General features: G+C 70.4%; 22 protein-coding genes and 1 pseudogene. 5 read left to right on the top strand and 18 right to left on the bottom strand.

Annotation, left to right across the window (positions count from 1 at the left end; genetic code table 11):
* Nucleotides 1-6 precede the first annotated feature (6 nt).
* From ACFQBR_RS17835 to ACFQBR_RS17795, 9 genes are all read right to left on the bottom strand, one after another.
* Nucleotides 7-1950, bottom strand: a complete 1944-nt coding sequence (locus ACFQBR_RS17835) for a penicillin-binding transpeptidase domain-containing protein (protein ID WP_344182440.1) — start codon at nt 1948-1950, stop codon at nt 7-9.
* Between the two features lie 23 nt (nt 1951-1973).
* Complete coding sequence (gene smpB, locus ACFQBR_RS17830; protein ID WP_267948331.1) at nt 1974-2441, bottom strand: SsrA-binding protein SmpB; 468 nt, start codon at nt 2439-2441, stop codon at nt 1974-1976.
* Nucleotides 2442-2514: 73 nt separating this feature from the next.
* On the bottom strand, nt 2515-3426 hold the full coding sequence (ftsX, locus tag ACFQBR_RS17825; protein WP_344182442.1) for a permease-like cell division protein FtsX: 912 nt from the start codon (nt 3424-3426) through the stop codon (nt 2515-2517).
* 58 nt (nt 3427-3484) lie between these two features.
* Nucleotides 3485-4174, bottom strand: a complete 690-nt coding sequence (gene ftsE / locus ACFQBR_RS17820; protein ID WP_267948329.1) for a cell division ATP-binding protein FtsE — start codon at nt 4172-4174, stop codon at nt 3485-3487.
* Between the two features lie 413 nt (nt 4175-4587).
* Complete coding sequence (gene prfB, locus ACFQBR_RS17815) at nt 4588-5706, bottom strand: peptide chain release factor 2 (RefSeq protein ID WP_267948328.1); 1119 nt, start codon at nt 5704-5706, stop codon at nt 4588-4590.
* Between the two features lie 103 nt (nt 5707-5809).
* Nucleotides 5810-10678 (bottom strand): NAD-glutamate dehydrogenase, encoded by a 4869-nt coding sequence (locus ACFQBR_RS17810; RefSeq protein WP_344182444.1) that lies wholly within the window; start codon nt 10676-10678, stop codon nt 5810-5812.
* A gap of 348 nt (nt 10679-11026) precedes the next feature.
* Complete coding sequence (locus ACFQBR_RS17805; RefSeq protein ID WP_267948326.1) at nt 11027-11722, bottom strand: HAD family hydrolase; 696 nt, start codon at nt 11720-11722, stop codon at nt 11027-11029.
* A gap of 149 nt (nt 11723-11871) precedes the next feature.
* Nucleotides 11872-12123 carry a DUF397 domain-containing protein gene (locus ACFQBR_RS17800; protein ID WP_344182448.1) on the bottom strand — a complete coding sequence of 84 codons (252 nt, stop codon included), beginning with the start codon at nt 12121-12123 and terminating at the stop codon, nt 11872-11874.
* Nucleotides 12124-12125: 2 nt separating this feature from the next.
* Nucleotides 12126-12980, bottom strand: coding sequence for a helix-turn-helix domain-containing protein (locus ACFQBR_RS17795; protein ID WP_344182468.1), 855 nt, complete (start codon nt 12978-12980; stop codon nt 12126-12128).
* A gap of 175 nt (nt 12981-13155) precedes the next feature.
* On the opposite strand from ACFQBR_RS17795, the gene ACFQBR_RS17790 reads away from it, so the two are divergent.
* Nucleotides 13156-13473, top strand: coding sequence for a hypothetical protein (locus ACFQBR_RS17790; protein ID WP_344182450.1), 318 nt, complete (start codon nt 13156-13158; stop codon nt 13471-13473).
* 95 nt (nt 13474-13568) lie between these two features.
* Here ACFQBR_RS17790 and ACFQBR_RS17785 read toward each other — a convergent pair whose 3' ends face one another.
* From ACFQBR_RS17785 to ACFQBR_RS17775, 3 genes and pseudogenes are all read right to left on the bottom strand, one after another.
* The gene (locus tag ACFQBR_RS17785) at nt 13569-14147 is read right to left on the bottom strand and encodes an HD domain-containing protein (protein ID WP_330158927.1); all 579 of its coding nucleotides are present in this window, start codon (nt 14145-14147) and stop codon (nt 13569-13571) included.
* A 14-nt stretch (nt 14148-14161) separates the two neighbouring features.
* Nucleotides 14162-14728 carry a hypothetical protein gene (locus ACFQBR_RS17780; RefSeq protein ID WP_378553923.1) on the bottom strand — a complete coding sequence of 189 codons (567 nt, stop codon included), beginning with the start codon at nt 14726-14728 and terminating at the stop codon, nt 14162-14164.
* A 327-nt stretch (nt 14729-15055) separates the two neighbouring features.
* Nucleotides 15056-15196, bottom strand: a pseudogene (locus ACFQBR_RS17775) (helix-turn-helix domain-containing protein); the annotation flags it as partial.
* A 379-nt stretch (nt 15197-15575) separates the two neighbouring features.
* Between ACFQBR_RS17775 and ACFQBR_RS17770 the strand changes: the two are divergent.
* Both ACFQBR_RS17770 and ACFQBR_RS17765 read left to right on the top strand, forming a co-directional pair.
* Nucleotides 15576-16664, top strand: coding sequence for a methyltransferase domain-containing protein (locus ACFQBR_RS17770; RefSeq protein ID WP_344182454.1), 1089 nt, complete (start codon nt 15576-15578; stop codon nt 16662-16664).
* A 98-nt stretch (nt 16665-16762) separates the two neighbouring features.
* Entirely contained in the window at nt 16763-17284 is a 522-nt protein-coding gene (locus ACFQBR_RS17765; protein ID WP_344182456.1) for a GNAT family N-acetyltransferase, read from the top strand.
* Nucleotides 17285-17329: 45 nt separating this feature from the next.
* On the opposite strand, the gene ACFQBR_RS17760 is transcribed toward ACFQBR_RS17765, so the two are convergent.
* The 6 genes from ACFQBR_RS17760 to ACFQBR_RS17735 form a co-directional block, all read right to left on the bottom strand.
* Nucleotides 17330-17782, bottom strand: a complete 453-nt coding sequence (locus ACFQBR_RS17760; RefSeq protein WP_344182458.1) for a DUF6912 family protein — start codon at nt 17780-17782, stop codon at nt 17330-17332.
* Between the two features lie 94 nt (nt 17783-17876).
* Nucleotides 17877-18572 (bottom strand): HAD family hydrolase, encoded by a 696-nt coding sequence (locus ACFQBR_RS17755; RefSeq protein WP_267948324.1) that lies wholly within the window; start codon nt 18570-18572, stop codon nt 17877-17879.
* Between the two features lie 144 nt (nt 18573-18716).
* Nucleotides 18717-20393, bottom strand: a complete 1677-nt coding sequence (locus ACFQBR_RS17750) for a glycoside hydrolase family 3 protein (protein ID WP_344182460.1) — start codon at nt 20391-20393, stop codon at nt 18717-18719.
* A gap of 136 nt (nt 20394-20529) precedes the next feature.
* Nucleotides 20530-21018, bottom strand: a complete 489-nt coding sequence (locus ACFQBR_RS17745) for a PTS sugar transporter subunit IIA (RefSeq protein WP_344182462.1) — start codon at nt 21016-21018, stop codon at nt 20530-20532.
* Nucleotides 21019-21045: 27 nt separating this feature from the next.
* The gene (locus ACFQBR_RS17740) at nt 21046-21315 is read right to left on the bottom strand and encodes a PTS sugar transporter subunit IIB (protein ID WP_267950263.1); all 270 of its coding nucleotides are present in this window, start codon (nt 21313-21315) and stop codon (nt 21046-21048) included.
* A gap of 116 nt (nt 21316-21431) precedes the next feature.
* Nucleotides 21432-22454 carry an SIS domain-containing protein gene (locus tag ACFQBR_RS17735; RefSeq protein ID WP_344182470.1) on the bottom strand — a complete coding sequence of 341 codons (1023 nt, stop codon included), beginning with the start codon at nt 22452-22454 and terminating at the stop codon, nt 21432-21434.
* 281 nt (nt 22455-22735) lie between these two features.
* Between ACFQBR_RS17735 and ACFQBR_RS17730 the strand changes: the two genes are divergently transcribed.
* Together ACFQBR_RS17730 and ACFQBR_RS17725 are read left to right on the top strand one after the other, a co-directional pair.
* Entirely contained in the window at nt 22736-23473 is a 738-nt protein-coding gene (locus tag ACFQBR_RS17730; protein ID WP_267948321.1) for a GntR family transcriptional regulator, read from the top strand.
* A gap of 46 nt (nt 23474-23519) precedes the next feature.
* Nucleotides 23520-24980 carry a PTS transporter subunit EIIC gene (locus ACFQBR_RS17725; protein ID WP_267948320.1) on the top strand — a complete coding sequence of 487 codons (1461 nt, stop codon included), beginning with the start codon at nt 23520-23522 and terminating at the stop codon, nt 24978-24980.
* Nucleotides 24981-24993: the final 13 nt, after the last annotated feature.

Below are 24993 nucleotides of genomic sequence, written 5' to 3'. Positions count from 1 at the left end.
CGGCCGCTACCAGCCGACCTGCTCCTCGCCGCCGGTGAGCTCGGCCCCGTCCAGCGGGACCGTCCCCTCGGCGGGAGCGCCGGAGGCCAGGGTGGTGAGGAAGACGTTCGTGGCGTCCACCGCGTACTGCGACCACGCGGTCATGCTCGGGTCCACCTCGGCCAGGACCGCGAAGGCGATCCCGTCCTTGTAGCCCACGAACCAGTGCAGCGCGGTGCCGTCCTGCTCGGTGCGGGCGGCCTGCCCGTACACCTCTCCCCCGCCGGCGAGCAGTTCGGGCATCCGGTTGACGACGGCGTCGCGCATCCCCGTGCGCACCACCTCGAGGTGGGCCTCGTCCAGGGCCTCGGCCCCGGCCGGGGACGGGCCCTCCTGCCGGACCAGGGTGGGGGCGTGCCAGGTGCCGTCGGCGACGGCGCCCGCCGCGAGCGCCATGCTCAGCGGGCTCACCCGGACGCCGTGCTCGCCGATCATGGCGGAGGCGACGTCCTCGTCGGCGCCGCCGATGGAGACGGCGCCGGAGGACGCGGGGACGGGCAGCTGCCACTCGGCGCCGATGCCCAGCTTCTGCGACGTCTCGGCCAGGGCGTCGGCCCCCACCTCGGAGCCGAGTTCCACGAACCCGACGTTGCAGATGAAGGCCAGGTTGCGGGCCAGGTCCGGTTCCCCGGACAGGAACCCGCTGCTGGGGTTGACGTAGGTCCGTCCGCCGACCTCGGCCGAGAAACCGCACGGCACGACGCCGTCGGGCGTGGTGGCGCCGGACTCCAGCGCCGCCAGGGCCGACACCATCGTGAAGGCTCCCCCGGGCTCGTAGGAGCCGGTGAGGGCCGCGTCGTCGGTGGTGTTGCCGGAGGCGTTGGCGGCTGCCAGGACCTCGCCGCTGGCGGCGTCCACGGCCACCAGGTAGCCGTTGTCGGGCAGGGTCTCCAGGGCCGTCTCCGCGGCGCGCTGCACGCCCGAGTCCAGGGTCGTGTCGATGACCCCGCTGAGCTCCCCCGCCCACGAGTCGAGGACGTCGGTGACCTCTCCGCCGTCGTCCAGGGAGACGACCTGGGTGGTGCCGGAGCCCGCCAGCTCGTGCTGGAAGATGTTCTGGAGGCCGCTCAGCCCGATCGTGTCGCCCGCCTGGTAGGGGCCCGGCACACGGGCGGACACCCGGTGCTCGGACGTGCCGGCGACCTCGCCCAGCAGGAACGGCGCCATCGACGGCGTCAGGTTGATCTCGACCTCCTGCGTGTCGACGCCGGAGATCCTCCCGGCCTCGCTCAGCAGGTTCTCGTCGACGCTGGAGCCGCGCATGAGCACGAGCGGCTGGAACTGCTCGGGCGGGGCGGAGCGCACGCGGTTGAGGAGCGGGTCGGGGTCCTCCTCCAGGAGTTCGGCGAGCTGGGTGACCCCGGCCTCCTTGTCCTCCATCTCGGCGGGGAACACGCCGAACGCGGTCACGCTGTCCGCGGAGACCAGCGGCTCGCCCTCGCGGTCGAGGATCTGCCCGCGCTCCTGGCTCTCGTAGCTGACCGCCAGCCGCTCGTTCTCACTGAGGTCGGGGTGCAGGACGCTCGAGGACCAGCTGATCTTCCAGCCGTCCGCGCCCCACACCAGGGGCATGCGGCCGGTGTAGTTCCATGTCGGGTCGCCGATGCCGAGGTCCGCGTGCACCTCGAACTCGGCGTCGGCCGCGTCGCCGTCACGGGTGATGGGGCCCAGGCCGAAGCGCAGGGACGCCAGGTCGAGCTGTTCGCGCATGTCCGTGAGCGCGCCCGCGACCTCTTCGGGGTCGCCGTCGGTGTACGCCGCGGCCCCCTCGTGGTCCCCGTCCTGCCAGGCGAGCAGGAAGGACCTGACCGCCACCTCCGGACTGGGGTTCGGTGTGCAGGCGGCCAGGGTGGCGGCGAGGATCAGTGCGCTGCCGACGGCCGTGAACCGGCCAAGGGGACGGGGGGACACCGTGTGTGTTCCTTTCGGGCGCCTCATCGGTTGCGGCGGCGGAGCGCGCGTTCCATGTCCCGCTTCGCCTCGCGCTCGGCGATGTCGTGGCGCTTGTCGTACTCACGCTTACCGCGGGCCAGAGCGATCTCGACCTTGGCCCGGCCGTCGCTGAAGTACAGGGAAAGCGGTACCAGCGTGTGACCGGGCTCCCGGGTCTTCCCGATGAGCCGGGAGATCTGCTCGCGGTGCAGGAGTAGCTTACGCGATCGCCGGGCCGCGTGGTTGGTCCAGGTTCCCTGCGAGTACTCCGGGATGTGCACGTTCTCCAGCCACACCTCGCCGTCGTTGATGTGGGCGAAGCCGTCGACGAGGGAGGCCCGGCCCTGCCGGAGCGACTTGACCTCGGTGCCTGTGAGGACCAGACCCGCCTCGTAGGTCTCGTCGATGTGGTAGTCGTGCCGGGCTCGCTTGTTCTGCGCGATGAGCTTGTGCCCGGTTTCCCGTGCCACAGGTCTGTCCCTTCATACGTCCGGGGGGCACGAGGCCCCCCGGTTGTGGTCTTTCCGCCCCTCGGCGGCCGCGTCAGACCTTCAGGTAGCGGCGCAGGGTGAGGAACGAGGTCACGGCGCACAGCAGCACACCGAGGATCATCGACACGCCGATGACGTACATCAGCGCGCCCGTGCCGAGGGCGACGTCGAACTGGAACCACTCCTCGATCCGGGTGAGCAGCGTGAACCGTGTGGCCACGATGAACCCGGAGGCGATCAGACCGCCGGCGAAACCGGCGATCGCGCCCTCGAGGAGGAACGGCAGCTGGATGTAGAAGTTGGACGCGCCGACCAGCCGCATGATGCCGGTCTCCCGGCGGCGGCTGTAGGCGGAGAGCCTGATCGTGTTGCCGATCAGCAGCGCGGCCGCGGCCAGCTGCACGAGGGCGACGACCAGGGCGGCCCACTTGAGGACGTCCAGCAGACCGAAGAACTGCTCCAGCAGGCCCCTGTCGTTGGAGACGCTGTCGACGCCGGGCGACCCCTGGACCGCCGCGCGCACCGTGTCGTAGTGCGACGGGTCGGTGAGCTGCACCCGGTAGTTGTCCGGGATGTCGCCCTCCTGGGCGGCGCCGGCCAGGGCCTCGTTGGAGGCGCCGAGCCGGTCCTGGAAGTCCTGCCAGGCCTGGGCCGGGGTCAGGTACTCGTAGCCGTCGACCTCGTTCATGCCGTCCAGCTTGGCGGCCAGCTCGGCGCGGTCCTCCTCCGTCGCCGCGCCGTTCTCCTCGCAGATGCTGGTCGGCGAGATGTCGGTGCACATGTAGACGGTCAGCGTGATCCGCTCGTCCCAGTAGGTGCGCATCTCGGAGACCTGCTGGTTGACCAGCAGACCGGCACCGAACAGGCTGAGGGAGATGGCCACCGTCGTGATGACGGCGATGGTCATCGTCAGGTTTCGACGCAGGCCGATCCACGTCTCGGAGAGAACGAATTGTGCTCGCATGATCTGTTAAAGGTCCATCCTTCGGGGCTTTGCCGCGCCGGTCCTCGCAGCAAGGAGGTCAGTACGCCTGGCCGTAGACGCCGCGCGTCTGGTCGCGCACTACCAGGCCCTCTTCAAGCTCGATCACGCGCTTGCGCATCGAGTCGACGATGGCGGCGTCGTGTGTCGCCATGACGACGGTGGTGCCCGTGCGGTTGATTCGGTCCAGCACCTTCATGATGCCGATGGAGGTCGCGGGGTCGATGTTTCCGGTGGGCTCGTCGGCCAGCAGGATCTGCGGGCGGTTGACGAAGGCGCGGGCGATGGCCACGCGCTGCTGCTCACCACCGGAGAGCTCGTTGGGCATGCGCCCGGCCTTGCCCTCCAGGCCGACGAGTTCGACGACCTCGGGCACGACCTTGCGGATGAAGCGCCGCGGCTTGCCGATGACCTCCAGGGCGAAGGCGACGTTCTCGAAGACGTTCTTGTTCGGCAGGAGTCGGAAGTCCTGGAAGACGCATCCGATGCGTCGGCGCAGGTGCGGGACCTTCCAGTTGGAAAGCCGCGCGAGGTCCTTGCCGGCGACGTGGACGCGTCCCTTGTCGGGCTTCTCCTCCTTGAGCACCAAGCGGAGAAAGGTCGACTTTCCGGAGCCGGACGGGCCCACCAGGAAGACGAACTCGCCCTTGTCCACGTCGATGGAAACACCGTCGAGCGCGGGACGCTTCTGGGTCGGGTACTGCTTGGTGACGTTCTCGAAGTGGATCACAGGCGCATCACAAGGCTCTCGAAGGTATGGGCGACCTGGCGGAGGATACTCCGCTCGGGTCGTACCGGCCACATGGCCAACCGACAGTGTAGAGGGGGGAGCGGCCCGGATTGTCCAGGTCGCGTCTCGCCCGCAACGTCAGTGCACTCTCGGACAGCAGCCACGAGCATATCGGAGGTGTCAACCGATGATAACGTTCACATATAGCAACTTCGGTAAAACTGCGGAGTCGTACTCATCACCATTGGGCTACGGTGCCCCCACCGGCCCCGCCCGGACACCCGCGGTACCGGTTCCGGAACCGGGCGTGTTCCCGCTGCGGGGCGCGGCCCCGGGGCCTCCCCGGGCGCGGACCGCGGGTGACGCGGTTCGGCCCGGCGGACGCGGGCCCGGAACGGCCCGCGGACCCCGGCCTAGCCGTCCTGGCGCTCGCGGCTGCGCATCCAGCGGATCTCCGCGTCGATGAAGTCGTCGATCTCACCGTCGAGCACCGCCGACGTGTTGCCGGTCTCCATGCCGGTGCGCACGTCCTTGACGCTCTGGTAGGGCTGGAGCACGTAGTTGCGCATCTGGGTCCCCCAGCTGCTCACCGAGTCGCCGCGGATCTCGTCCAGCGCCGCCTGCTCCTCCTCGCGCTTGCGTGCGAGGAGCTTGGACTGGAGCATCGACATGGCGGTCGCCTTGTTCTGCAGCTGCGAGCGCTCGTTCTGGCAGGACACCACGATCCCGGTCGGCAGGTGGGTGATGCGCACCGCCGAGTCGGTGGTGTTGACGCCCTGGCCGCCCGGACCGCTGGAGCGGTACACGTCGATGCGCAGCTCGGTCTTCTCGTCGATGTCGATGTGGTCGCTCTTCTCGACCATCGGCACGACGTCGACGCCCGCGAAGGAGGTCTGGCGCCGGTTCTGGTTGTCGAACGGCGAGATGCGCACCAGGCGGTGCGTGCCGTGCTCGCCGCGCAGGGTGCCGTAGGCGAAGGCCGACTTGACCGCGAAGGACGTGGACTTGATGCCCGCCTCCTCGGCGTAGGAGGTCTCGTAGACCTCCGTGGGGTAGCCGTGCCGCTCCGCCCAGCGCAGGTACATGCGCTGGAGCATCTGCGCCCAGTCGGCGGCGTCCACGCCGCCCGCCTGGGAGTTGATGGTGACGATGGCCTCGCTCTCGTCGTGCGGGCCGTTGAGCAGGGTCCGCACCTCCAGCTCGCCGATCTCCTTGCGCAGCTGCTCGAGCTCGCGGTCGGCCTCGTCCTTGGTGTCCGCGTCGTCCTCGATCTCGGCCAGCTCGAAGAGGACGCCGAGGTCGTCGAGCCGCTGGCTGATGCCGTTGACCTTGTTGACCGTGGACTCCAGGACGGAGAGGCGGCGCGTCACCTTCTGCGCGTTGTCCTGGTCGGCCCACAGCTCGGGGTCCGCGGACTGCTCGCGCAGCTCGGCGATCTGGGTGCCCATCGCCTCCAGGTCCAACACTGCGGAGACGCTCGCCAGGGTCGCCGCGAGTTCTTTGATCTTCTCTGCTGGGTCCATGTCTGCCACGGTCCCCAGTGTAGGTCCCCGGGACGCGGCAGGGCCCCGCGCGGCGTCGCGCGGGACCCTCGGGCACTCCGGGACCGGGGCTCCCGCCCCGGGCCGGGTCCGGCTAGTCGACCAGGGAGCGGAAGGACCGCAGGGCCACCGACAGCGTGGCCAGGTCGAACCGCTCGTGCTCCTGGATCTCCGACAGGGTGATGCCGGCGCGCTCCACCGTCTCGCTGTTCTGCGCCAGCCAGGCGGCGATCAGCTCGTCGGCGTCCTCCGACGGCCCGCTCTCCAGGACCCGGCCGGTGAGGTCGGCGTGCGCGGCGTACAGGTCGTCGCGCAGCGCCGAACGCGCCATCGTGGCCCACCTGTCGTCGCGCGGCAGGTCGATGATGCGCTCGCGCCACCAGCTGATGTTGAGCCGGTCGGCCAGGGCGAAGTACAGCTCCGCGACCTTGGCGACCGGTCGGCCGGTGCGGCGCGCGGTCTCCACCAGGTCCAGGGTGGAGTACGCGGGCACCATGGCGGCGACCCGCTCGGCGAGGCCGGAGGACACCCCCATCGCCATGTAGCGGTCGCGGCGCTCGGTGAACGCCTCGCGGTCGCGTCCGCGGAGCATCTCGACCAGGCGCGGCAGCACCTCCCCGACGCCGTCCGCGAAGAAGCCGATCTCGCTGCGGATGTCGAAGGGGAAGGTGCGGTTGCGCAGCAGCCACCGGGCGGAGCGCTCGGCCAGCTTGCGCGTCTCCAGCAGGAGGGACAGCTGGCTGTCCACCGAGATCTCGTGGTCCAGCTCCTCGACCACGCCCCAGAACCTGCGGAGCTGGAGCACCTCCTGGACCACCAGGAACGCGCGGGCGATGTCCGCGGCGCCGGATCCCAGCTCCTCGTTGAGGCGGAACGCGAACGTCACCCCGGAGCGGTTGACGAGCTGGTTGACGACCTGGTTGACGATGATCTCCCGCCTCAGCGGGTGGGAGGCCACACCCCGGGCGAAGCGCTCCGACCGCAGGGGCGTGGGGAAGTAACCGGTCAGGGTGTCGGCCAGGTACGGGTCCTCGGCCAGGTCGGACGCGGCGATCTGGTCCTTGAGGCTGATCTTGGTGTACGACAGCAGCGTCGCGAACTCAGGCCCGGTCAGGCCCTTGCCCGCGGCACGCCGCTCCGCGAGGGTCTTGTCCGACGGCAGGTCCTCCTGCTTGCGCTTGAGGACCTTGGTGCGCTCCAGGTGCCGCATGTACCTGCCGTGCACGTGCAGCATCTGCCGGTCCTGCTTGCGCGCGGCTCCCAGGACCGTGTTCTGGGCGTAGTTGTTGTCCAGGACCAGGTCGGCGACCTCGTCCGTCATGTCGATGAACAGCTGGTCCCGGTCGCCCTTGCCGAGGCTGCCCGCCCGCACCTCGCGGTCGAGCATGATCTTGATGTTGACCTCGTGGTCGGAGGTGTCCACACCGGCGGAGTTGTCGATGAAGTCGGTGTTGACCCTGCCGCCCTCCCGGGCGAACTCGATGCGGGCGGGCTGGGTCAGGCCCAGGTTGCCGCCCTCGCCGACCACCTTGACGCGCAGTTCCGTGGCGTCGACGCGGACCTGGTCGTTGGCCTTGTCGCCGGCGTCGGCGTGCGTCTGGGTGCTGGCCTTGACGTAGGTGCCGATGCCGCCGTTCCAGAGCAGGTCGACCGGCGAGGTGAGGATGTGCCGGATCAGCTCGTCCGGGGTGAGCGAGTCGACGTCCTCGTCGATGCCCAGGACCTCGCGCACCTGCGGGGTGACCGGCACGGACTTGGCCGTGCGCGGGTGCACTCCGCCGCCCGCGGAGAGCAGGGCGGGGTCGTAGTCCTCCCAGGTGCTCCGCGGCAGGTCGAACAGCCGCTTGCGCTCCGCCCAGGAGGTGTGCGGGTCGGGGTCCGGGTCGAGGAAGACGTGGCGGTGGTCGAACGCGGCCACCAGCTTGGTCTGCTTGCTGAGGAGCATGCCGTTGCCGAACACGTCGCCGGACATGTCGCCGACGCCGACGGCGGTGAACGGCTCCTCCTGCACGTTGACGCCCATCTCGCGGAAGTGGTACTTGACCGACTCCCAGGCGCCGCGCGCGGTGATGCCCATGGCCTTGTGGTCGTAGCCGACCGAGCCGCCCGAGGCGAAGGCGTCGCCGAGCCAGAACCCGCGCTCGGTGGAGATGGCGTTCGCCGTGTCGGAGAAGGTCGCGGTGCCCTTGTCGGCGGCCACGACCAGGTAGGAGTCGTCCCCGTCGTGCAGGACGGTGCGCTCGGGGTGCACCACCCGGCCGTCGACGAGGTTGTCGGTGACGTCGAGCAGGCCGCTGATGAAGTCCTTGTAGCAGGAGACGACCTCGGCCGTGACCTGTTCGCGGGTGCCGTTCTCGGGCAGGCGCTTGCAGACGAACCCGCCCTTGGCCCCGCTGGGGACGATCACGGAGTTCTTCACCATCTGGGCCTTGACCAGGCCGAGGACCTCGGTGCGGAAGTCCTCGAAGCGGTCGGACCAGCGCAGTCCGCCACGCGCGACCGATCCGAAGCGCAGGTGCACGCCCTCCACCCGGGGGGAGTACACGAACATCTCGAACCGCGGCCGCGGGTGGGGCAGCTCCGGGATCGCCTGCGGGTTGAGCTTGAGCACCAGGTAGGGGCGCCCCTGGTAGTGGTTGGTGCGCAGGGTGGCGCGGATGACCGCCAGGAAGGAGCGCAGGATGCGGTCGTGGTCCAGGCTGGCCACGGCCTCCAGCTCGCCCTCGACCTTGCGGATGATCGCGTCGGCGCGCTCGTCGCGGCCCGCGTCGGACTGGTCGGGGTCGAAGCGGGCCTCGAACAGCTCGACCAGCAGGTTGGCGATCCCGACGTTGGCGACGAGGACGTCGGCCAGGTAGTCCGGGGTGAACGTGGACCCGGTCTGGCGCAGGTACTTGGCGTAGGCGCGCAGGACGGTGAGCTGGCGCCAGTCCAGCCCCGCCCGCACGACCAGGGCGTTGAACCGGTCGGACTCGCCGAGGTCGCGCCAGGAGGCGTCGAAGGCCTCCTCGAACAGCGCCTTGAGGCGGTCGGGCCGGAGGTCGGACTCGGGGATGGGGCCGAGGCCGAAGTCGTAGACCCACACCTTGCCGACGCCCTGCACGGAGATGTCGGAGGGCCACTCGTCCACGACCTCGACACCGAGGTCCTCCAGGACGGGCAGGACGCGGGACAGCGAGATGGGCTCGCCGATCCGGTAGAGCCGGAACCGCCAGGCGCGGGGACCGTCCTCCTCCCTCCGGTAGAGGCTGGCGGAGAACGCGCCGTGCCGCTCGTCGGGGTCGGTGCGCCCGATCAGCTCCTCCAGCACGCCGATGTCTCCGGCGGCCGTGGCGGGGCTGTTGTCGACCTTGTAGGCCTCGGTGATGCCGCTGCCGTAGCGCTCCTTGTACGCGGTGGCCCGGACGGGGCCGAAGGCCTCCGTGAGGGCGTCGTCGAAGTCGGCGTCCCAGGAGCGGGCGGCGTTGCGGACCTTCTCCTCGAGGGAGACCTGGTCGATGTCGGCGAGGGTCCGGCCGTGCTCCGCGCGGGCCACCAGGTACAGGCGGGCGAGCGGCGCGGCGCCGATCAGCACGTTGTGGTCCATCGTGGCGCCCTGGAAGGCGTCGGCGAGGACCTTCTGGATGTCGAGGCGCACCCGGGTGCTGTACTGGTCGCGCGGCATGTACACGAAGCAGGACATGTAGCGGCCGCCGTACGGGTCACGGCGCATGAACAGCTTGGTCCCGCGGCGGTCGCGCAGGCGCAGGACGCCGCGGACGATGTTGTACAGCTCGTTCACGGGGATCTGGAGGAGTTCCTCCCGGGGGAAGGTCTCCAGGAGCTCGATGAGGTCGGAGCCGTCGTAGCTGTCGGCCTCGAACCCGGCCAGGGCCAGCACCTCGGCCTGCTTGCGCCGCAGGATCGGGATCTGGGCGATGCTGGTGGTGTTGGCCTGGGAGGTGAACAGCCCCAGGAACCGGCGCTCGCCGACGATGTTGCCCTGGGCGTCGAACTTCTTGACCCCGATGTAGTCCAGGTACTTGGGGCGGTGGACGGTGGCCCGCGAGTTGGCCTTGGTGAGGACCAGGATGTAGGGCTCACGGGCCTTGCCCCGGATCTCGGGGGGCAGGGCGGCGAAGCTGGTGGAGGCGGGCGAGTCCATGCGCAGGACGCCGAGGCCGGATCCGGGCTCTGGGCGCAGGGAGTCGTCGCCGTTCTCGTCGGTGACCAGGGCGTACTCGCGGTAGCCCATGAAGGTGAAGTGGCGGCTGGCCGTCCAGCGCAGGAAGTCGACGCTCTCGCCGATCTCGCGCGGATCGACCCCTCCGGCCGCGAGTCGGTCGGGGTACGCGGCGAGCTCGTCGGCGATCCGGATGGCCCGGTTGCTCATCTTGGCGGCGTCCTCGTCCACGTAGCGGACGTCGTTGAGGACGCTCTCCACGCGGTCGGTGATCTCCTTGACCCGCTCGGGGTCGGACTGCAGGTCGATCTCGATGTGCATCCAGGACTCGTCGGTGGGGAGCAGGCCCTCCCCTCCGAGCTCCGGGTCCACCCTCACCAGGCGGCCGGCGAGGTCGCGGCCGACGGTCATCTGCGGGTGGATGATCAGCCGTGCGCCCGCGCCGAGCTCGTTGAGCGCCATGGTCACGGACGAGACGAGGAAGGGCGCGTTGTCGGTCACGACCTCGACGACGCTGGTCTGCTGCTCCCAGCCGTCGCGGTCCGCGGCGGGGGTGTACACGCGGACCTTGGCCCGCCCCGGGGTGCGCTCGGTACCGAAGGAGCGGTGGGCGCCGGCGGGACCGCAGATCTGCTCCGGGGTGCGCCCGGCGATCTCCTCGGGGTCCGTGTGGCGGTAGTAGAGGGGCAGGAAGCGCCGCACCGCGTCGGCCTCCTCGGGACTGAGTCGCGTCCCCGGGGACCACTTGGCGGCCGCCTCGCTGAGCAGCTTCTGGAGGATGACGTCGGATTGCCCGGTCATGTGGCTATCTCACTCCTTTGTGAGCAACGTCGCACGCACACTGGGAGAACACCCGGTCATATGACCTGTGAACTTCTGTGCATAGGTGTGATTCGACGTGAGGACCTTGGGCCGCAAGGAACCCCACGACCATGGTGTTGGGTTGAGCCTGTGCGCACAGGCGGCGGAGTAGCGAGGCGCGGGACCTCGTTGTTCCGGCCTCGTCCGCTGACCAGGCTACTGCTTTTCGGACGCGAGGGCATGACCAACACCGTTACACGGTGGTTACGTACTGTTAGAACTGGATTGCGGTCGTCGTCGGCGGTACGCACGGGGGCCATCCTGCCCCTCACGGGAACGAACATGCCGTCACCCGGCGGTCGCCTGGTGGACCGCCGTCATCACGGCCCGCGGGTCGGTCAGGTCGGGCAGCACTATGCGGGCCCCGGCGTCGCGCAGCTGCCCCTCGGTGGTCGACCCGTTGAGGACCGCCACCGGGGTGGCCCCGCCGATCACCGCGGCGCGGACGTCGGGGGCCGAGTCGGTGACGAACACCGTCTCCGCCTCCGTGTACGCCCGGCCCCCCTCGCCCGCGGCGTGCAGCCTGATGGACTGGATGAGGCTGGACTTGGGGTAGTTGACCGACCCGTACCCGCCGATGGCCAGGTTCAGGTGGGTGTCCAGGCCGAACGCGACCAGCTTGGCCGTGGCGTTCACCCGGGTGCTGCCGCTGACGACGGTCTGGACCGTGTCGGGCAGGGAGGCGACGGCGGCCAGGGAGGCCGCCGCGCCGGGCATGACCCGGCCCCGGGAGAGGAGTTCGTCGGCGCGGTTGCCGAAGGACTCCTCCAGCGAGGCGAGGAACTCGCCCAGGACCGCCGTGTCGGGTTCGACGTCGACGTAGTTGCGGGCGCAGAACTCGAAGAACATCTCCGAGTCGGTCCGGCCCGCCGACGAGGTCAGGTAGACCAGCGGCTCGCCGGTGACCTTCTCGAAGGCCTCGGCGTAGGCCGCCCTCATCACCTGGCCCGCGTCGAGGAGGGTGAGGTCGATGTTCCATAGCACCAGGCGGCTGATGGCTGACTCCTCGGCGTTCGGGGATGGAGGGACGGGCCCCATTTTGCCGTATGGGCGTTTCCCGGCGAAAACCACGCCGGCTCCCGGCCCGCGCGGCAGAGCCGGGGCCCGACCGAAACACGGCCGGGCCACCCGGCTCAGGCTCGCGCGCGGTCCCAAGCGACCATCCGGGCGAAGGCGGCCCACTCGGAGGCGCCGACGGGGAGGAAGCCGAGTTCGGGGTGCTTCGAGTCGCGGATGGCCGCGCCGGCGGGCAGGTCCGCCACCTCGACGCAGTTCTCGTGCCCTGTGGAGTAGGAGGACTTGCGGAAGGCGGGAGACACCTGGGCCACCTCGACACAGTTGTCCCCACCCGACGAGTAGGAGGACTTACGAAAATCCAGCAACATGGTCAGGCTCGCTTGTCGTGTTCGGCGGCGATGGAACCGATGAGGTCGAGGGACCCCCGCGGATCCAAAGCCAGGTTCTGGGCAGCGTCGAAGATCAGCGCGTGCTGATCGAAGTAGCCCGGATCCTCAACGTACAGCGCCTCGACCACAGTAGGAATCGAGACTATGCCGGGCTCCGGCCTGGGGAAATCGAACAGGGTGAAGGCACCGTCAACGGCAGGATGGGCCCCTGCTTCATCAGGCAGAACAAGGACGGTCACCTTGTAGTGCGCGGCCATGCCGACGAGGAAGCGCAACTGCTCCGCCATCACGGCATGCGAACCCACGACCTTACGTAGCGCGGGTTCGTCGATGACAGCGGTCAGCCGGGGCCCGTTGGGAGCGTCGAGCACTCCACGTCGCGCCATTCGGGACTCGACCTTGCGGTCGATCTGTTCTGGAGGAACGATTTGGCTGGCCTTGGACACGGCTGCCGCGTAGTCAGGCGTCTGGAGCAGGCCAGGGATCAGCACCGCTTCGTATGTCCGGATCCGGACCGCCTCGGCCTCCAAGTCAGGAAGCGGGCCGGTGAAAAGGTCCGCGTATTTGTGCCAATCACTGCGACCCCGTGCCTCCTCGGTCAGACTGAGAAGATGCGCACGGTCATCTCCCTCCACTCCGTAGAGGTCGAGTAGGGCTTCCACGTCACTGCGCTTGGGAAACTTCCACTCGTTGCGCTCGGAGCGGGTGAGCTTTCCTGTGGACCACTTGAGCCGTTGGGCAACGGCTGCGGCGGACATGCCCTTGTCCTCGCGGAGTTTCTTCAGAGCCGCCGACAGCCGACGCCGTCGCACCCCAGGTGAGTGCCCACCAGCCACGGAAACCCCTTCCAGACACCACATGCGTGCTTCGATCGTAGTGCTCGCTCGCATCGATGCAGATTTTCTTAGCCGACTACAAAAAATACTTGAAATCATAGCCAGTCAGCAACATACTGGAGCCAGTCGCACACCCCTACCGGGTGTCGCCTCCTCCGAGTAAGGAGCTGACTCCATGGCGTCAACAACCGTGACCCTCGTCGACCTGTACACCGAAGTGGTCCAGGTGATCCGGGGCGGTGAGCCCGACGACGAGGGCATCTCCCTCGCGGGCCGGATCTCGCCGCTCGCCCCCAGCCTCAACACGCGCACCTGCGCCTGTACCTGTGCGCCCTTCCCCCACGGGCTGTGGGAGTTCCTCGACCGCCTGAACCCCTACGCCGGGAACAGCGACATCTGGCTGCGCGTCATCGGTGAGGACGACGACGGCTCCGAACTCCCCGAGGGCGCCACGCTCCTCGAGACCCGGCGGGTGAGCTACAGCGTCAACTGACCCGTGTTCCCTGCCGTTGGGCGGCACCACCCTCGTACCGTGGCGCCGCCCAACCGCACGGCCACCGACCGGTCACGCGGAAGCGGAGCAACGGACTATCGGTTCTCGCCCATCGCGGCCCGAAGCCAGTCCACAGGGTCCCCGGCAAGTGCCGCTTCCGCGAGTGCCCGCCCGCTCTCGGTCTTGATCCTCGCCCTGGAGTTGTCGATCCAGCGCTGCGCCGAACTGTAGCCCTGGGCCCTGTACTCCAACCCCTGGAGCAGGCATTCCAGCTTGTCCGCGTCCTTGGCGCACCATGCCTCGGCGGTCTCCTGGGCCTCGTACTCCGCGACCGCGCCACGCACCATCTCGGCCAGTGGAGCGGGCAGTCCCTCCGTCTGGTCGGCGGCGATCTCGCGGGGGTCGGCTGAACCCTCCACATACTTCCTGCCCAGGTGGTTGACGTCCCCGCTGCGGGTTTCCCCTGTGTCGTGCCACGTGGCGATCAGGGCCGCCCTCGCGGGGTCCGCGCCCTCCATCGACGCGAGGACCGAGGCGATCAGCGAGGTGCGCCAGGAGTGTTCGGCGACGGACTCGGGATCGCGAACACCCGCCATCCACCAGCCCGTTCGACGCTGGTTCTTGAGCGTCCCCGCCTCGTGGAGGAAGCGGGCAGTGCTGACGGTCTCGTCCATGGAAAACCTGCCTTCTACGCCCTGGAGAGGCGAATCGCGTAACGGATGCCATCGAGATCACGGCGCGCCACCGCCGACACACCACCGCCATCCAACAACAGCCCCACCTGTTCAGCCAGGGGTTCGGGGTTGCGGAGGAGATGGGGCTTGACGGCGATCAACGCCCACATCGTGTGGACGTACAGGTCGAGATTGCCGTGCTCGGGGGCGAGCCGGTCCAGCAGGTGCCGGTACAGCCGATGGCCGCCCCAGGGGCCGACACGACCCGTGGCCATGAAGTCGTCCGTGAGTTCAGGGCCGGTCTCTCCCACCCAGTACGACCAGTACGCCAGGTTCGCGGCCTCTCCCCAGTCATCGTTCACCAGCGTCGTGGAGACGAATCGGGCAAGTCTGTCCCTGTCACCGCGCATGGTGGCGACGGAGGCTACGGAGCGCTCCGCCAACCAGCGGGAGAGTGCGTCCCGTGGGGCCGAGCGGCGCTGCTGCTCCGTGAACCAGTCCGCCGAGTCGGCGATCGTGTCGTATCCGGACAGGTAGAGCGCCTGTCGTCGGAGGAGAAACCCGTCAGCGGTCTCGGCCATCCGGCGTAGGTGGGCCGACAACCGGTTCCGTTCGTCAGCCGTGAGAGTCGGCCGGTCAGCGGAGGGACCGCGTCGGGTCCGTGGCGTCAGGGCTTTCAAAGGTTCTGGCGGCTGCCCTGTGAGAGGCCACACGAGGAACTCGACAAGATCACGCTGGAGTACCCACCCCGCCAGAGCCCCGGGGTCGTTCCTGAGCAGCATGGCGAGGAGGACGTCGGATTCCAATGCCCTGTCGAGCGCTGCCAGGAGTACTGGCTGAACTCCGAGACGGAGCAAGGCGTGTCGGTGGGTGAGCAGCTGCCCGATGGGGACGGCGGTGAGCGGACGCCGCCCGGTCTCCCAGGCGGCGAGGGTGTCGGGGGACACCAGCAACCGCTCGGCGAGGACTTCCCGAGACAAGCTCAGCTGTTCGCGCGCCAGGCGCAGGACGAACCCGGACACGAGACCTCTGCGGGTGCCAGTACTCATTCCCTGACCGGGGGTCAGGGTTTCCCTGTGTGGCGGGGGCATGTGCGGCTCCTGTACCGCGGATACCCGTACTGGGGGTCACTTCTGACGGGGGACCGCGAACCATAGTGTCGTCACTGTCAGTACCAAGGTTCCCCCAGGCGGTCACGGCGTATGAGTACAAGCGCCGAATCCGCCCCGGATACGACAGGAACGCGCCCATGACCACCAAAGCTCCTTGTCAGGAGATCACTTCGGTGATCCATCCTGGTACCCCCTGCGCAGCCGAGTGCCCCAACTGCGGTGGTTCCGGGAAGGTCTGGCTCGAAAGCGACGGAAGCGGTCCGTGGAAGGGTAAGAAGTTGGTTGACTGCCCCCTATGCAAAGGAAGTGGTCAGTCTTGAATCTGGAGGATATGCACGAGCGACTGGTCGATGGCTTGGAGACCACCGAGCCGATTCGGGCCGCGTTCGCGGCGCACCCACGACACGGCTTCGTCCCGGACATGATCTGGCCCAGCGCCACCGGGCTACCGCTCTACCGCACTGCCGACCCCGATCGCTGGGCGCGCATCGTCTACTCCGACGACGCCGTGACCACCCAGGCCAACGACGGAGGCAGTGGTCTTGTCAACACCCCGTCTTCGTCCACCTCGGCACCCCTGGTGATGGCGGACATGATCCGCGCGTCGGAGGTCGGTCCTGGGTCACGGGTCCTGGAGATCGGAACCGGCACGGGCTGGAACGCGGCCATCCTCTCCTCTCTCGTGGGCCCCACGGGTTCGGTGATCTCGCTGGAGATCGACCCCGAAGTGGCCGAACACGCCAGGGAACGCCTGGCCGGAACCGGAGTCCAGGTCGTCACCGGAGGGGTGCCGCCCGAGGGGGCCTACGACACGGTCATCGCCACCTGCGCGGTGCGGCACATCCCTGAGGAGTGGACTGTCGGCCTGGCGGAGGGCGGCCGAATCGTCCTGCCGTGGGCGACCTACGACTGGCGCGGCCCCACCCCGATCGTGGCGCTATCCGGTAGCACCCCTCTGACCGGTGCGTTCGTGCGCGACGGTTCGTTCATGCGAGATCGGACGCAACGTGTGCCTCCGAACAGGTTTCCCGGCATGGACGGCGAGATTGAACGTGAGGGTCGCTTCCCCATCAGCTCCGACGAGATGATCGAGCAGGATCTCCTGACCCGGCTGGTCTTGGCCGCGCCAGAGGTCTGGGTCGGTTTGGGTGGCCGCCCCTGGGAGGACGGTCACGCCTCGATCATCGCGCTCGGGGCCGGTGACTCCTGGTCGTACGTGTGGCCGGACGGGTCCACCACCGGCGGCGGTCCCCGCGACCCGGCGGAGGAGTTGGCGAAGATCTACGCCGCACTGGAGGACGCGGGGTGGCCCGAGCTGGACGAGTTCACCCTGGAGGTCTCCCCCGACCGCCGAACGCACCGCGTCCGTTCCGGCACGCTCGGACCCTGGGACCACCGGGTGTAGAGGTACCGTGCCCTCTCCCCGGCAGAGGGAGGGCACGTCTATGTGCCGCTCCCGAGGCTCGGAGGACTGGACTACGACATGCCGATCGAGGACTGAGGATGACGAGCGACGACGTGACGGTACGGGTGCGCGAGGAGGCCGACCTCGGGGCGTCGGCCCGCGCCCTGGTCAAGGTGCACGCCGTGGACGGGTACCCGGTCGAGGGCGTGGCCGACCCCCGGGCCTGGCTGACGCCCCCAGGGCTCCTGCGAGCCTGGGTCGCCGAACTCGACCGTGAGGTCGTCGGGCACGTCGGCGTCGGACGTGCCGACGGCGGGGACGCCGTGCTGAGAGGGGCCGAGGCCCTCGGCGGATCCGGGGAGCGGATCGCCGTGCTGGCCCGGCTGTTCGTCCTGCCCGAGGCGCGGCGGCGCGCCGTCGGGGAACGTCTGACCGTGGCGGCGACGGAGTTCGCCCGGGCCTCGGGGCTCCGCCTGGTTCTCGACGTCATGGCCAAGGACCGGGCCGCGATCCGCCTCTACGAACGCCTTGGCTGGGAGTGCACCGGGCAGGTCCGGCACGCGGTGGAGGGCGCGGAGGCCGTTCCGGCCTACTGCTACCTCGCACCTCCGGAAGGATGACGCGCCCAGGAGGGCGGGACGGACCCGCCCTGCCGGGTGCCCCCGTCACTCCCCGGACACGAGGTGGCGGAGCTCCTGGACGGCGAACCACATGAGCTCGTGGTCGTCGGCGGCCCCGGACCCGGGATCCGCCGCCGCGGCGGCGACGTCGGCGGACGCGGCGGGGTCGTCGACGTGCGCCGAGGCCAGCTTCTTGTAGGGGACGGCGGCGGTGACCCGCACGCGGACCACCCCGTCGGCCGCGCCGCCCTCCCGCTCGACCACGGCGTCGGGCATGTTCGCGGCCAGCACCACCCGGCGGCGGGGCGCGGCGGGGTCGGCGGCCAGCAGGGCCAGGGACTCCTCCGCGGCGGCGTACATGGCCTCGTACTCGGCCTCCTCGGTGTCGCCCTCCGGGCCGGGGTCGGCCGCGAACGCCGTCAGGGGGGCGCCCTCCAGTCGGCCCTCCTCCAGGAGCGCGGCGAGGGCGGGGACGGTGCTGGGCAGGAAGACGTACATGGGCGCGGCTGCTCTCCTGGATGTGGGCGGGACCCCTCGAGTCTGCCAAGGAACCTGAGGTGGACGCGCCGGGGGGCGCGGCGCCGCCGCCCGGTCAGGCCGCCGCGCGCCCCCGGCGGTCGGCCGCGGGCGGCGCGCCGTCGCCGTCCGGCTCCAGGAAGCGGTCGAGCGCCCGCTGCGTCTGCGCCACGTCGGTGTGCAGGATCCCGGTCATGCCGAGTTCCTCGGCGGTGCGGACGTTGTGCTCCAGGTCGTCGATGAACACGCAGTCCTCGGGCCGGAGCCCCAGGAGGTCACAGGTGTGCAGGTAGATGCGGTGCTCGGGTTTGCGCATGCCCACCTCGCCCGAGATCACGACGGCGTCGAAGGTCGACTCGAAGTGCTCGCGCGGGTAGCCGTTGCCCCACGAGTTGGACAGGAGGGCGGTGCCGGCGCCGCCGAGCCGGGCCCCGCGCAGCGCCTCGTACATGGCGTGCACGGGGTCGAAGTTGGAGAACATGCGGTGGATCAGCCCCTCGGCCACGACCGGGCCGCCGTGGGTGGAGCGCAGCAGCGCCGCGATGGCGCGCTCGAACTCCCGCGTGTCGACCTCGCCCCGCTCCAGGGCGTGCACGGGGTTGGCGTCCGCGAGGCTGCCGTCGAAGTAGGGGCGCATGACCTCGTAGTAGTGCTCCACGTCGATCCGGTCGGCGTGCAGCCAGGCCCGGATCCCCTCCGCGAGGGGCGGGGTGAGCACGCCTCCCCAGTCGGAGATGACCCCTCGCCGGGTGCCGTTGGTCCGGCCGTCCATCCGATCGCCTCCTTGGCCGTCCGTGTGCCGGGACACCGCCCGGCCTCCCGGACGCACGGAGGGCCGGGCGGGGAACGGTTCTTCCCGTTCCCCGCCCGCTTCAACCACTGCGGTGCTCCCCGGGCCACCAGGTCCAGGGCGGGTTCAGAGGGTGAGGCCGGTTCCGGCGTCGACCCCGGCCCCGGGGATGTCCACGGGCAGCTTGCCGGTCGGTTTCACCTGTCCCCCGATCACGCGTGCGGCGGCGTTCGCCGACACGTCCACGGCGGAGTAGACGGCCAGGAAGCCCTCCACCTCGGGGAAGGCCTCCAGGTCGTAGGGGCCGCCCTGGGAGACCACGACGACGGGGAGGCCCCGGGCGCGGGCGGACTCGACCATCCCGCGCTGCTCCTGGGAGCCGCGTGCGCCGTCGGTACCCACGACCACCACGTCGGCGCCGTCGGCCACGACGTTCATCCCGGCCTCGGTGAGCCCTTCGGAGAGGACGTCCGAGCCGACGCCCTGCACGCTCACGGCGGTCCCCGCGGAGAGGGGCAGCAGGTCGCCCTCGTTGCGCACCAGGGTCGCCGAGGCGTCGGCCACCCGTTGGGCGGCCTCCGCGTGGGAGGGGTCGTCCACGACCTCGCCCGCGGCGGCCGGGTCGACGGGGCCGGCCTCCAGCACGCCCCGCTTCTCCTTGAGCGCGAGCACCCGCAGCACGGACTCGTCGATGCGCTCCTCGGTCAGGCGGCCCTCCTCGACGGCGGTCCTGATCGCGGCGACGGCGGCGGCCGGGTCCGGCGGCATGAGCAGCTGGTCCACGCCCGCCTCCAGGACGCGGACGGCGATCTCGCCGTCGTCGTGCCTCTGCCGCACGCCCTCCATGTTGAGGGCGTCGGTGGTGACCACGCCGTCGTAGCCGAGCTCGTCGCGGAGGATGCCGTCGATGAGCGCCGGGGAGAGGGTGGCCGGCTCGGGGTCCTCCCCGCCGTCCAGCCGGGGCATGAGGACGTGCGCGGTCATGATCATGTCGACGTCGGCCTCGACGGCGGCCCTGAACGGGGGCAGGTGCTCGGCCTCCCACTGCTCGCGCGGCAGGTCGATGACGGGCAGGCCGCTGTGGCTGTCGACGTCGGTGTCCCCGTGGCCGGGGAAGTGCTTGACGGCCGAGGCCACGCCGTTCTCGGAGTAGGCGTTCGCCTCGGTGACGGCCATCTCCGCGACCAGGTCCGGGTCGGATCCGAACGAGCGGATGCCGATGACCGGGTTGTTCGGGTCGGTGTTGACGTCCGCGTCGGGCGCGTAGTTGAGGTTGACGCCCAGGGCCGACAGCTCGGCGGCGGTGGTGGACGCGCGCAGGGCCGCCAGCTCGGGGTCCCGGGTGGCGCCGACCGCCATGGCGTCGGGGAACCGGGTCCCGACGGGCAGCCTGACGACGAGGCCCTGCTCCTGGTCGATGCCGATGAACAGGGGGATGCCCTGCCCCTGTTCGGCGGCGAGCTCCTGCACCCCGGCGGACATGGTCGCGATCTGCTGGGTGTCGGTGAGGTTCGCGTCGAAGTAGATGACCCCGCCGGGGCGGTAGGTCTCGATCATGAGGGCGTTCTCGGCGGCCGAGGTGCCCTGCGCCGTCAGGACGAGGAGCTGGCCGATCTTGTCGTCCAGGTCCATGTCCGCGAGAAGCCGCGGCGCGAGCACCGGTTCGAAGGGCTCCGCGCTGGGCGACGGCTGGGGTTCGTTGTCCTCCGGCGAGGAACCCACCTCCTCTGTGGAACATGCGGTGGCGATCAGGGCTAGTCCCACGCAGGCCGGGGCCAGGGCGTGCGGAACGGGCAGTTTCATGGCGGGCTTCATCTCCGGCGGGTCATGGGGTTCGCCGCCGGAGACTACCCCCTCCCGGCCGGGGCGGGGCCGAGGCCCCACCGGGGGCGGCCGGGGAAGTTCGGCGCGCGGGCCGTTCCGCCCGCGCGCCGGGTGTTCATCCCCACGTGAAGAGCAGGTCCCCCAGGCCGACCCCGCCGCTCGCGACGTCGCCGAGGTCGCCGGGGCGCGCGTCCAGGGCGATCACCGGCACGACCGACGGCTTGCCCTGGGCCGCGACGCTCCCCGGCGACCAGCGGACGACCGGTGTGCCCGCCTCGACCGCGTCCCCCTCGGCGGCGAGGAGCGTGAACCCCTCCCCCGCGAGCTGGACCGTGTCGATGCCCAGGTGGACGAGCACGCCCCTGCCCTGGTCGCGGGAGAGCACGACGAACGCGTGGGGGTGCAGTTTCACCAGGGTCCCGGCGATGGGGGCGACGGCCTCCTGCCGCCCCTCCTGTCCGCCCTCCTGCCCGGGTTCGGGGTGGATGGCGACCCCCGGACCGACCATGGCCTGGGAGAACACCGGGTCGGGCACGGAGGAGAGGGGCAGTGCGGTTCCGGGCACGGGGGAGAGCACGCGGAGCGCGCCGATCACGTCTGACATGGGGTTTCCCTTCCCTCACGGGGAGAGTTAATCCAGGATGTCGCGGATGTCGTCGGTGAGGGCGTCGGCTTCGGGGCCGACCACCACCTGGACGACGTTGCCCGAGACGAGGACCCCGTGGGCGCCGGACGCCCGCAGGGCGATCTCGTTCACGAGGGAGGGGTCGGCCACCTCGGTGCGCAGGCGGGTGATGCAGGCCTCGATGTCCTCGATGTTGCCCGCGCCGCCCAACCCGGCGACGATCGCCGCTGCCTTGTCCGCCATGTGTCCTCCGTGCTGTGCCGTGGGAACGGGGATGTCCCCGGGACCTGAGGCGAGCTTAGGGGTGGCGCAGGCCACACACCAGTGCCCGGGGGCGGGCCGGGGTGTTGGGGCGGCGCCCGGACCGCGGCGCCGCCCCCGCACCGGGAGGGTCAGCCGGTCTGGGTGACCTTGTTGAGGCCCCGCGGGACGTCCGGGTTGTAGCCCAGGCGCCGGGCAAGGCGCTCGGTGAGCAGCTGGGCGGGCACGATGAGGTTCATCGGCGACACCCACTCGGGGACGTCCGGGACGGGCACGGACACGTCGCTGGCGGCGGCGAGGGAGGCCCCGCCCCCGAAGCCGAACACGGGCGCCCCGGCGGAGCGGGCCCGCTCGGCGAGGGCGACCGTGCCCTCCAGGGTCGGCCCGGTGGGGGCGGCGATCAGCAGTGCGGGGGTCCGCGGGTCCACGACCGCGATGGGGCCGTGCAGGAGGTCGGCGTAGGAGAGGCCCATCGCGTGGAGGTAGCAGGCCTCCTTGAGCTTCAGCGCGGACTCCAGCGCCGTGGAGAAGGCCATGCCCCGCCCGGAGATGACCGCTCCCTGCACGGCGACCATCCGCTCGACGATCTCCTCCAGGGCGTCGGCGGGGGCCGCCAGGGTCTCCTCGATGGCGTCGGGCACGCGCGACAGGTCCGCGGGGTCCAGGTCGGCGCCCAGGCCCAGGGCGAGGACCGCGAGAGCGGCCAGCTGGGTGTTGTAGGTCTTGGTGGCGGGCACCGCCACCTCGCTCCCCGCGCGGGTGACCAGGGCGACGTCCGCCTCGGCGGCCAGGGGGGAGTCGGCGCCGTTGGTGACGCCGACGGTGCGTGCGCCGCAGTCGGCGGCCCAGCGCATGGTCTCGACGATCTCCTCGGTCTTCCCGGACTGGGAGATCGCGACGGCCAGGACGTCGGACAGGTCGATCCTGGCGCCGTAGGCGGTGGCGATGGAGGGCGAGCCGAGGGTCGCGAGGCGGCCCGCGTGCGCCTGGAGGAGGTAGCTGCCGTAGACGGCGGCGTTGTCGGAGGAGCCGCGCGCGATGAACAGCACGTGCTTGGTGGTGCGGCCCAGCGCCTCGACCTCGGAGCGCAGCGGCAGCAGCTCCGCGAAGGTCCGGCGCAGCGCCTCGGGCTGCTCGGCGATCTCGGAGCGCATCACGCTCGTCGTGGTGGTGGTCATGCGGAACCTTCCCCTGATGTGACGGGCGGTCCGGGTCTTGCGCCGGGGGCCGCGCTGGACGCTCCGCACCGGGTGGGCCGCGGCCTGCCGCGATACCGGTTCACACCGCTTGCCGTTGGGTGGATTGACACGCGGATGGAGCTATGGTCTAGTCCGGACTATACCAGTCATGTCCGGCTTCGACCGATGTTCGGGCGGGCCTCCCGCGCTAAGGTTCTGACGCCGACCCCACCCGCCTACCGAGAAGGCCGCTCGCCATGTCGATCGACCCCAACAACCCGCTGCCCAAGTACAGCCAACTCCGCGACCTCCTCCTGGACTGGATCACCGCGGCGGGTCTGGGCGTGGACGACATGATCCCCTCCGAACGGGAGCTCAGCGCGACGTACTCGCTGTCGCGGATGACCGTCCGCCAGACCATCGACCTGCTGGTGGCCGAGGGGCGGCTCTACCGGGTCCCCGGCAAGGGGACCTTCATCGCCCGGCCCAAGATCGAGATGTCCCTGGTCCTGGCCTCCTTCAGCGAGGACATGCGCGCACGCGGCTTCGAGCCGGGCGCGCGCGAGCTGATCCGCCAGGTCATCCCGGCCAGCGGGCACACCGCGCGCATGCTCGACATCGCACCGGGAACCCTGGTCCACCACATCGAGCGCATGCGCACCGCCGACGACGAACCCATGGCCGTGGAGCGCTCCAACATCCCCGCCGCCATGGTTCCGGGGCTGGAGGACTTCGACCTCGCCGAGCGCTCCCTCTACGAAGTGCTGGAAAACGAGTTCGACATCCTGTTGGATTCCGGGGAACAGACCATCGAGGCCGGGATCTGCGACTCGGCCGACTCCCGGCTCCTCGGTCTGCCCGCCGGAAGCCCGGTGCTGGTGATGCAGCGCCGCAGCTTCGCCAAGGGACAGTGCGTGGAACTGGCACTGTCCACCTACCGTGCCGACCGCTACCAGCTGCACTCCCGCCTGGACCCGCGCCGGCACGGCGACTGACCGCCCCGCGCCCGCGGGGCGCGCGTCCGAGGGAGGACCCCCCACCATGAGTTCGGACCAGACCCCCGCACCACCCGCCCCCGCGGGCGGTGCACGGACCCGCAAGACCGGTTCCTCGGCCCTCGCCGTCTTCCAACGGCTCGGCCGCAGCCTGATGATGCCCATCGCGGTGCTGCCCGCCGCCGCCATCCTGCTCCGGCTGGGCCAGCCGGACCTGCTCGGCGCGGACGGCCTGGCCGGGCTCCGGGGCATGGGATGGATGGTCCCCGTCGCCGGGGCCATCGGCACCGCGGGCGACGCGGTGTTCCAGGCCCTGCCCCTCCTCTTCGCCGTGGGCGTCGCGATCGGCTTCGCCAAGCGCGCGGACGGCTCCACCGCCCTGGCCGCGGTCGTCGGCTACCTGGTGTTCGACCGGGTGGCCACGTGGACGATGGTCACCTTCGACGGCCCCACGGGCGACCTGGGGTCGCGACTGGTCACGTACCCGCTCCCGGTCGACCCGGTGACACGGCAACCGCTCACCGACCCCGACGCGGTGGCCGGTGTGGGCGAGATGATCAACCACGCGGTCAAGAACCCCACCGACGTGCTGGGCGGTATCGCCGTCGGCCTGATCGCCGCCGTGCTGTGGCAGCGCTACCACCGGATCCAGCTGCCCACCTGGCTCGGCTTCTTCGGCGGACGCCGCTTCGTCCCCATCGTGACGGCGCTGGCCGGCCTGTTCCTGGGCGTGGCGCTGGGGCTGCTCTGGCCGGTCGTGGGCGGATGGATCCAGAGCCTCGGCGAGAGCATCGTCGGAGCGGGCGCCCTGGGCGCGGGCATCTACGGCGTCGTCAACCGCATCCTGCTGCCGCTGGGCCTGCACCACGTGGTGAACTCGTTCATCTGGTTCGTGTCGGGCACGTACGAGGGCCCCGACGGGATCGTCCAGGGGGAGATCACCCGGTACTTCGCCGGTGACCCCGACGCCGGGGGCCTGCTGTCCGGCTTCTTCCCGGTCCTCATGTTCGGCCTGCCCGGGGCCGCGCTCGCCATGTGGCTGGCCGCGCACCGGGAGCGCCGCGCCCAGATCGGGTCGATCATGATCCCGGCCGCGCTGACCGCCTTCGCGACGGGGATCACCGAACCCGTCGAGTTCGCCTTCATCTTCGTCGCGCCCGCCCTGTTCGTGGTGCACATCGTCCTCACCGGGCTCTCGATGGCGATCCTGAACGCGCTGGACGCCCAACTGGGGTTCGGGTTCTCAGCGGGACTCATCGACATGCTGCTGAACGCGTCCAAGGACAACACGGAGGGCCTGGGGCTGATCCTGCTCCTGGGCCTGCTGTACTTCGTGGCGTACTTCGCGATCTTCTACGTGCTGATCACGCGCCTGCGCCTGCCCACGCCGGGGCGTGAGGCGGACCCGGAGGAGAACGCGGCGGCGCCCACCGTGCCGGGTGCGGCCGGGGAGGCCTCCGGCTCCGGCGCGGACGGCCCCTCCCCCGGGAGCGGCGGACGGGGCTGAACCGTCCCGCGGA

The sequence above is a fragment of the Nocardiopsis tropica genome (assembly GCF_042660575.1).
GTDB classification, from domain to species: domain Bacteria; phylum Actinomycetota; class Actinomycetes; order Streptosporangiales; family Streptosporangiaceae; genus Nocardiopsis; species Nocardiopsis tropica.
This window is presented reverse-complemented; position numbering and strand designations above follow the sequence as displayed.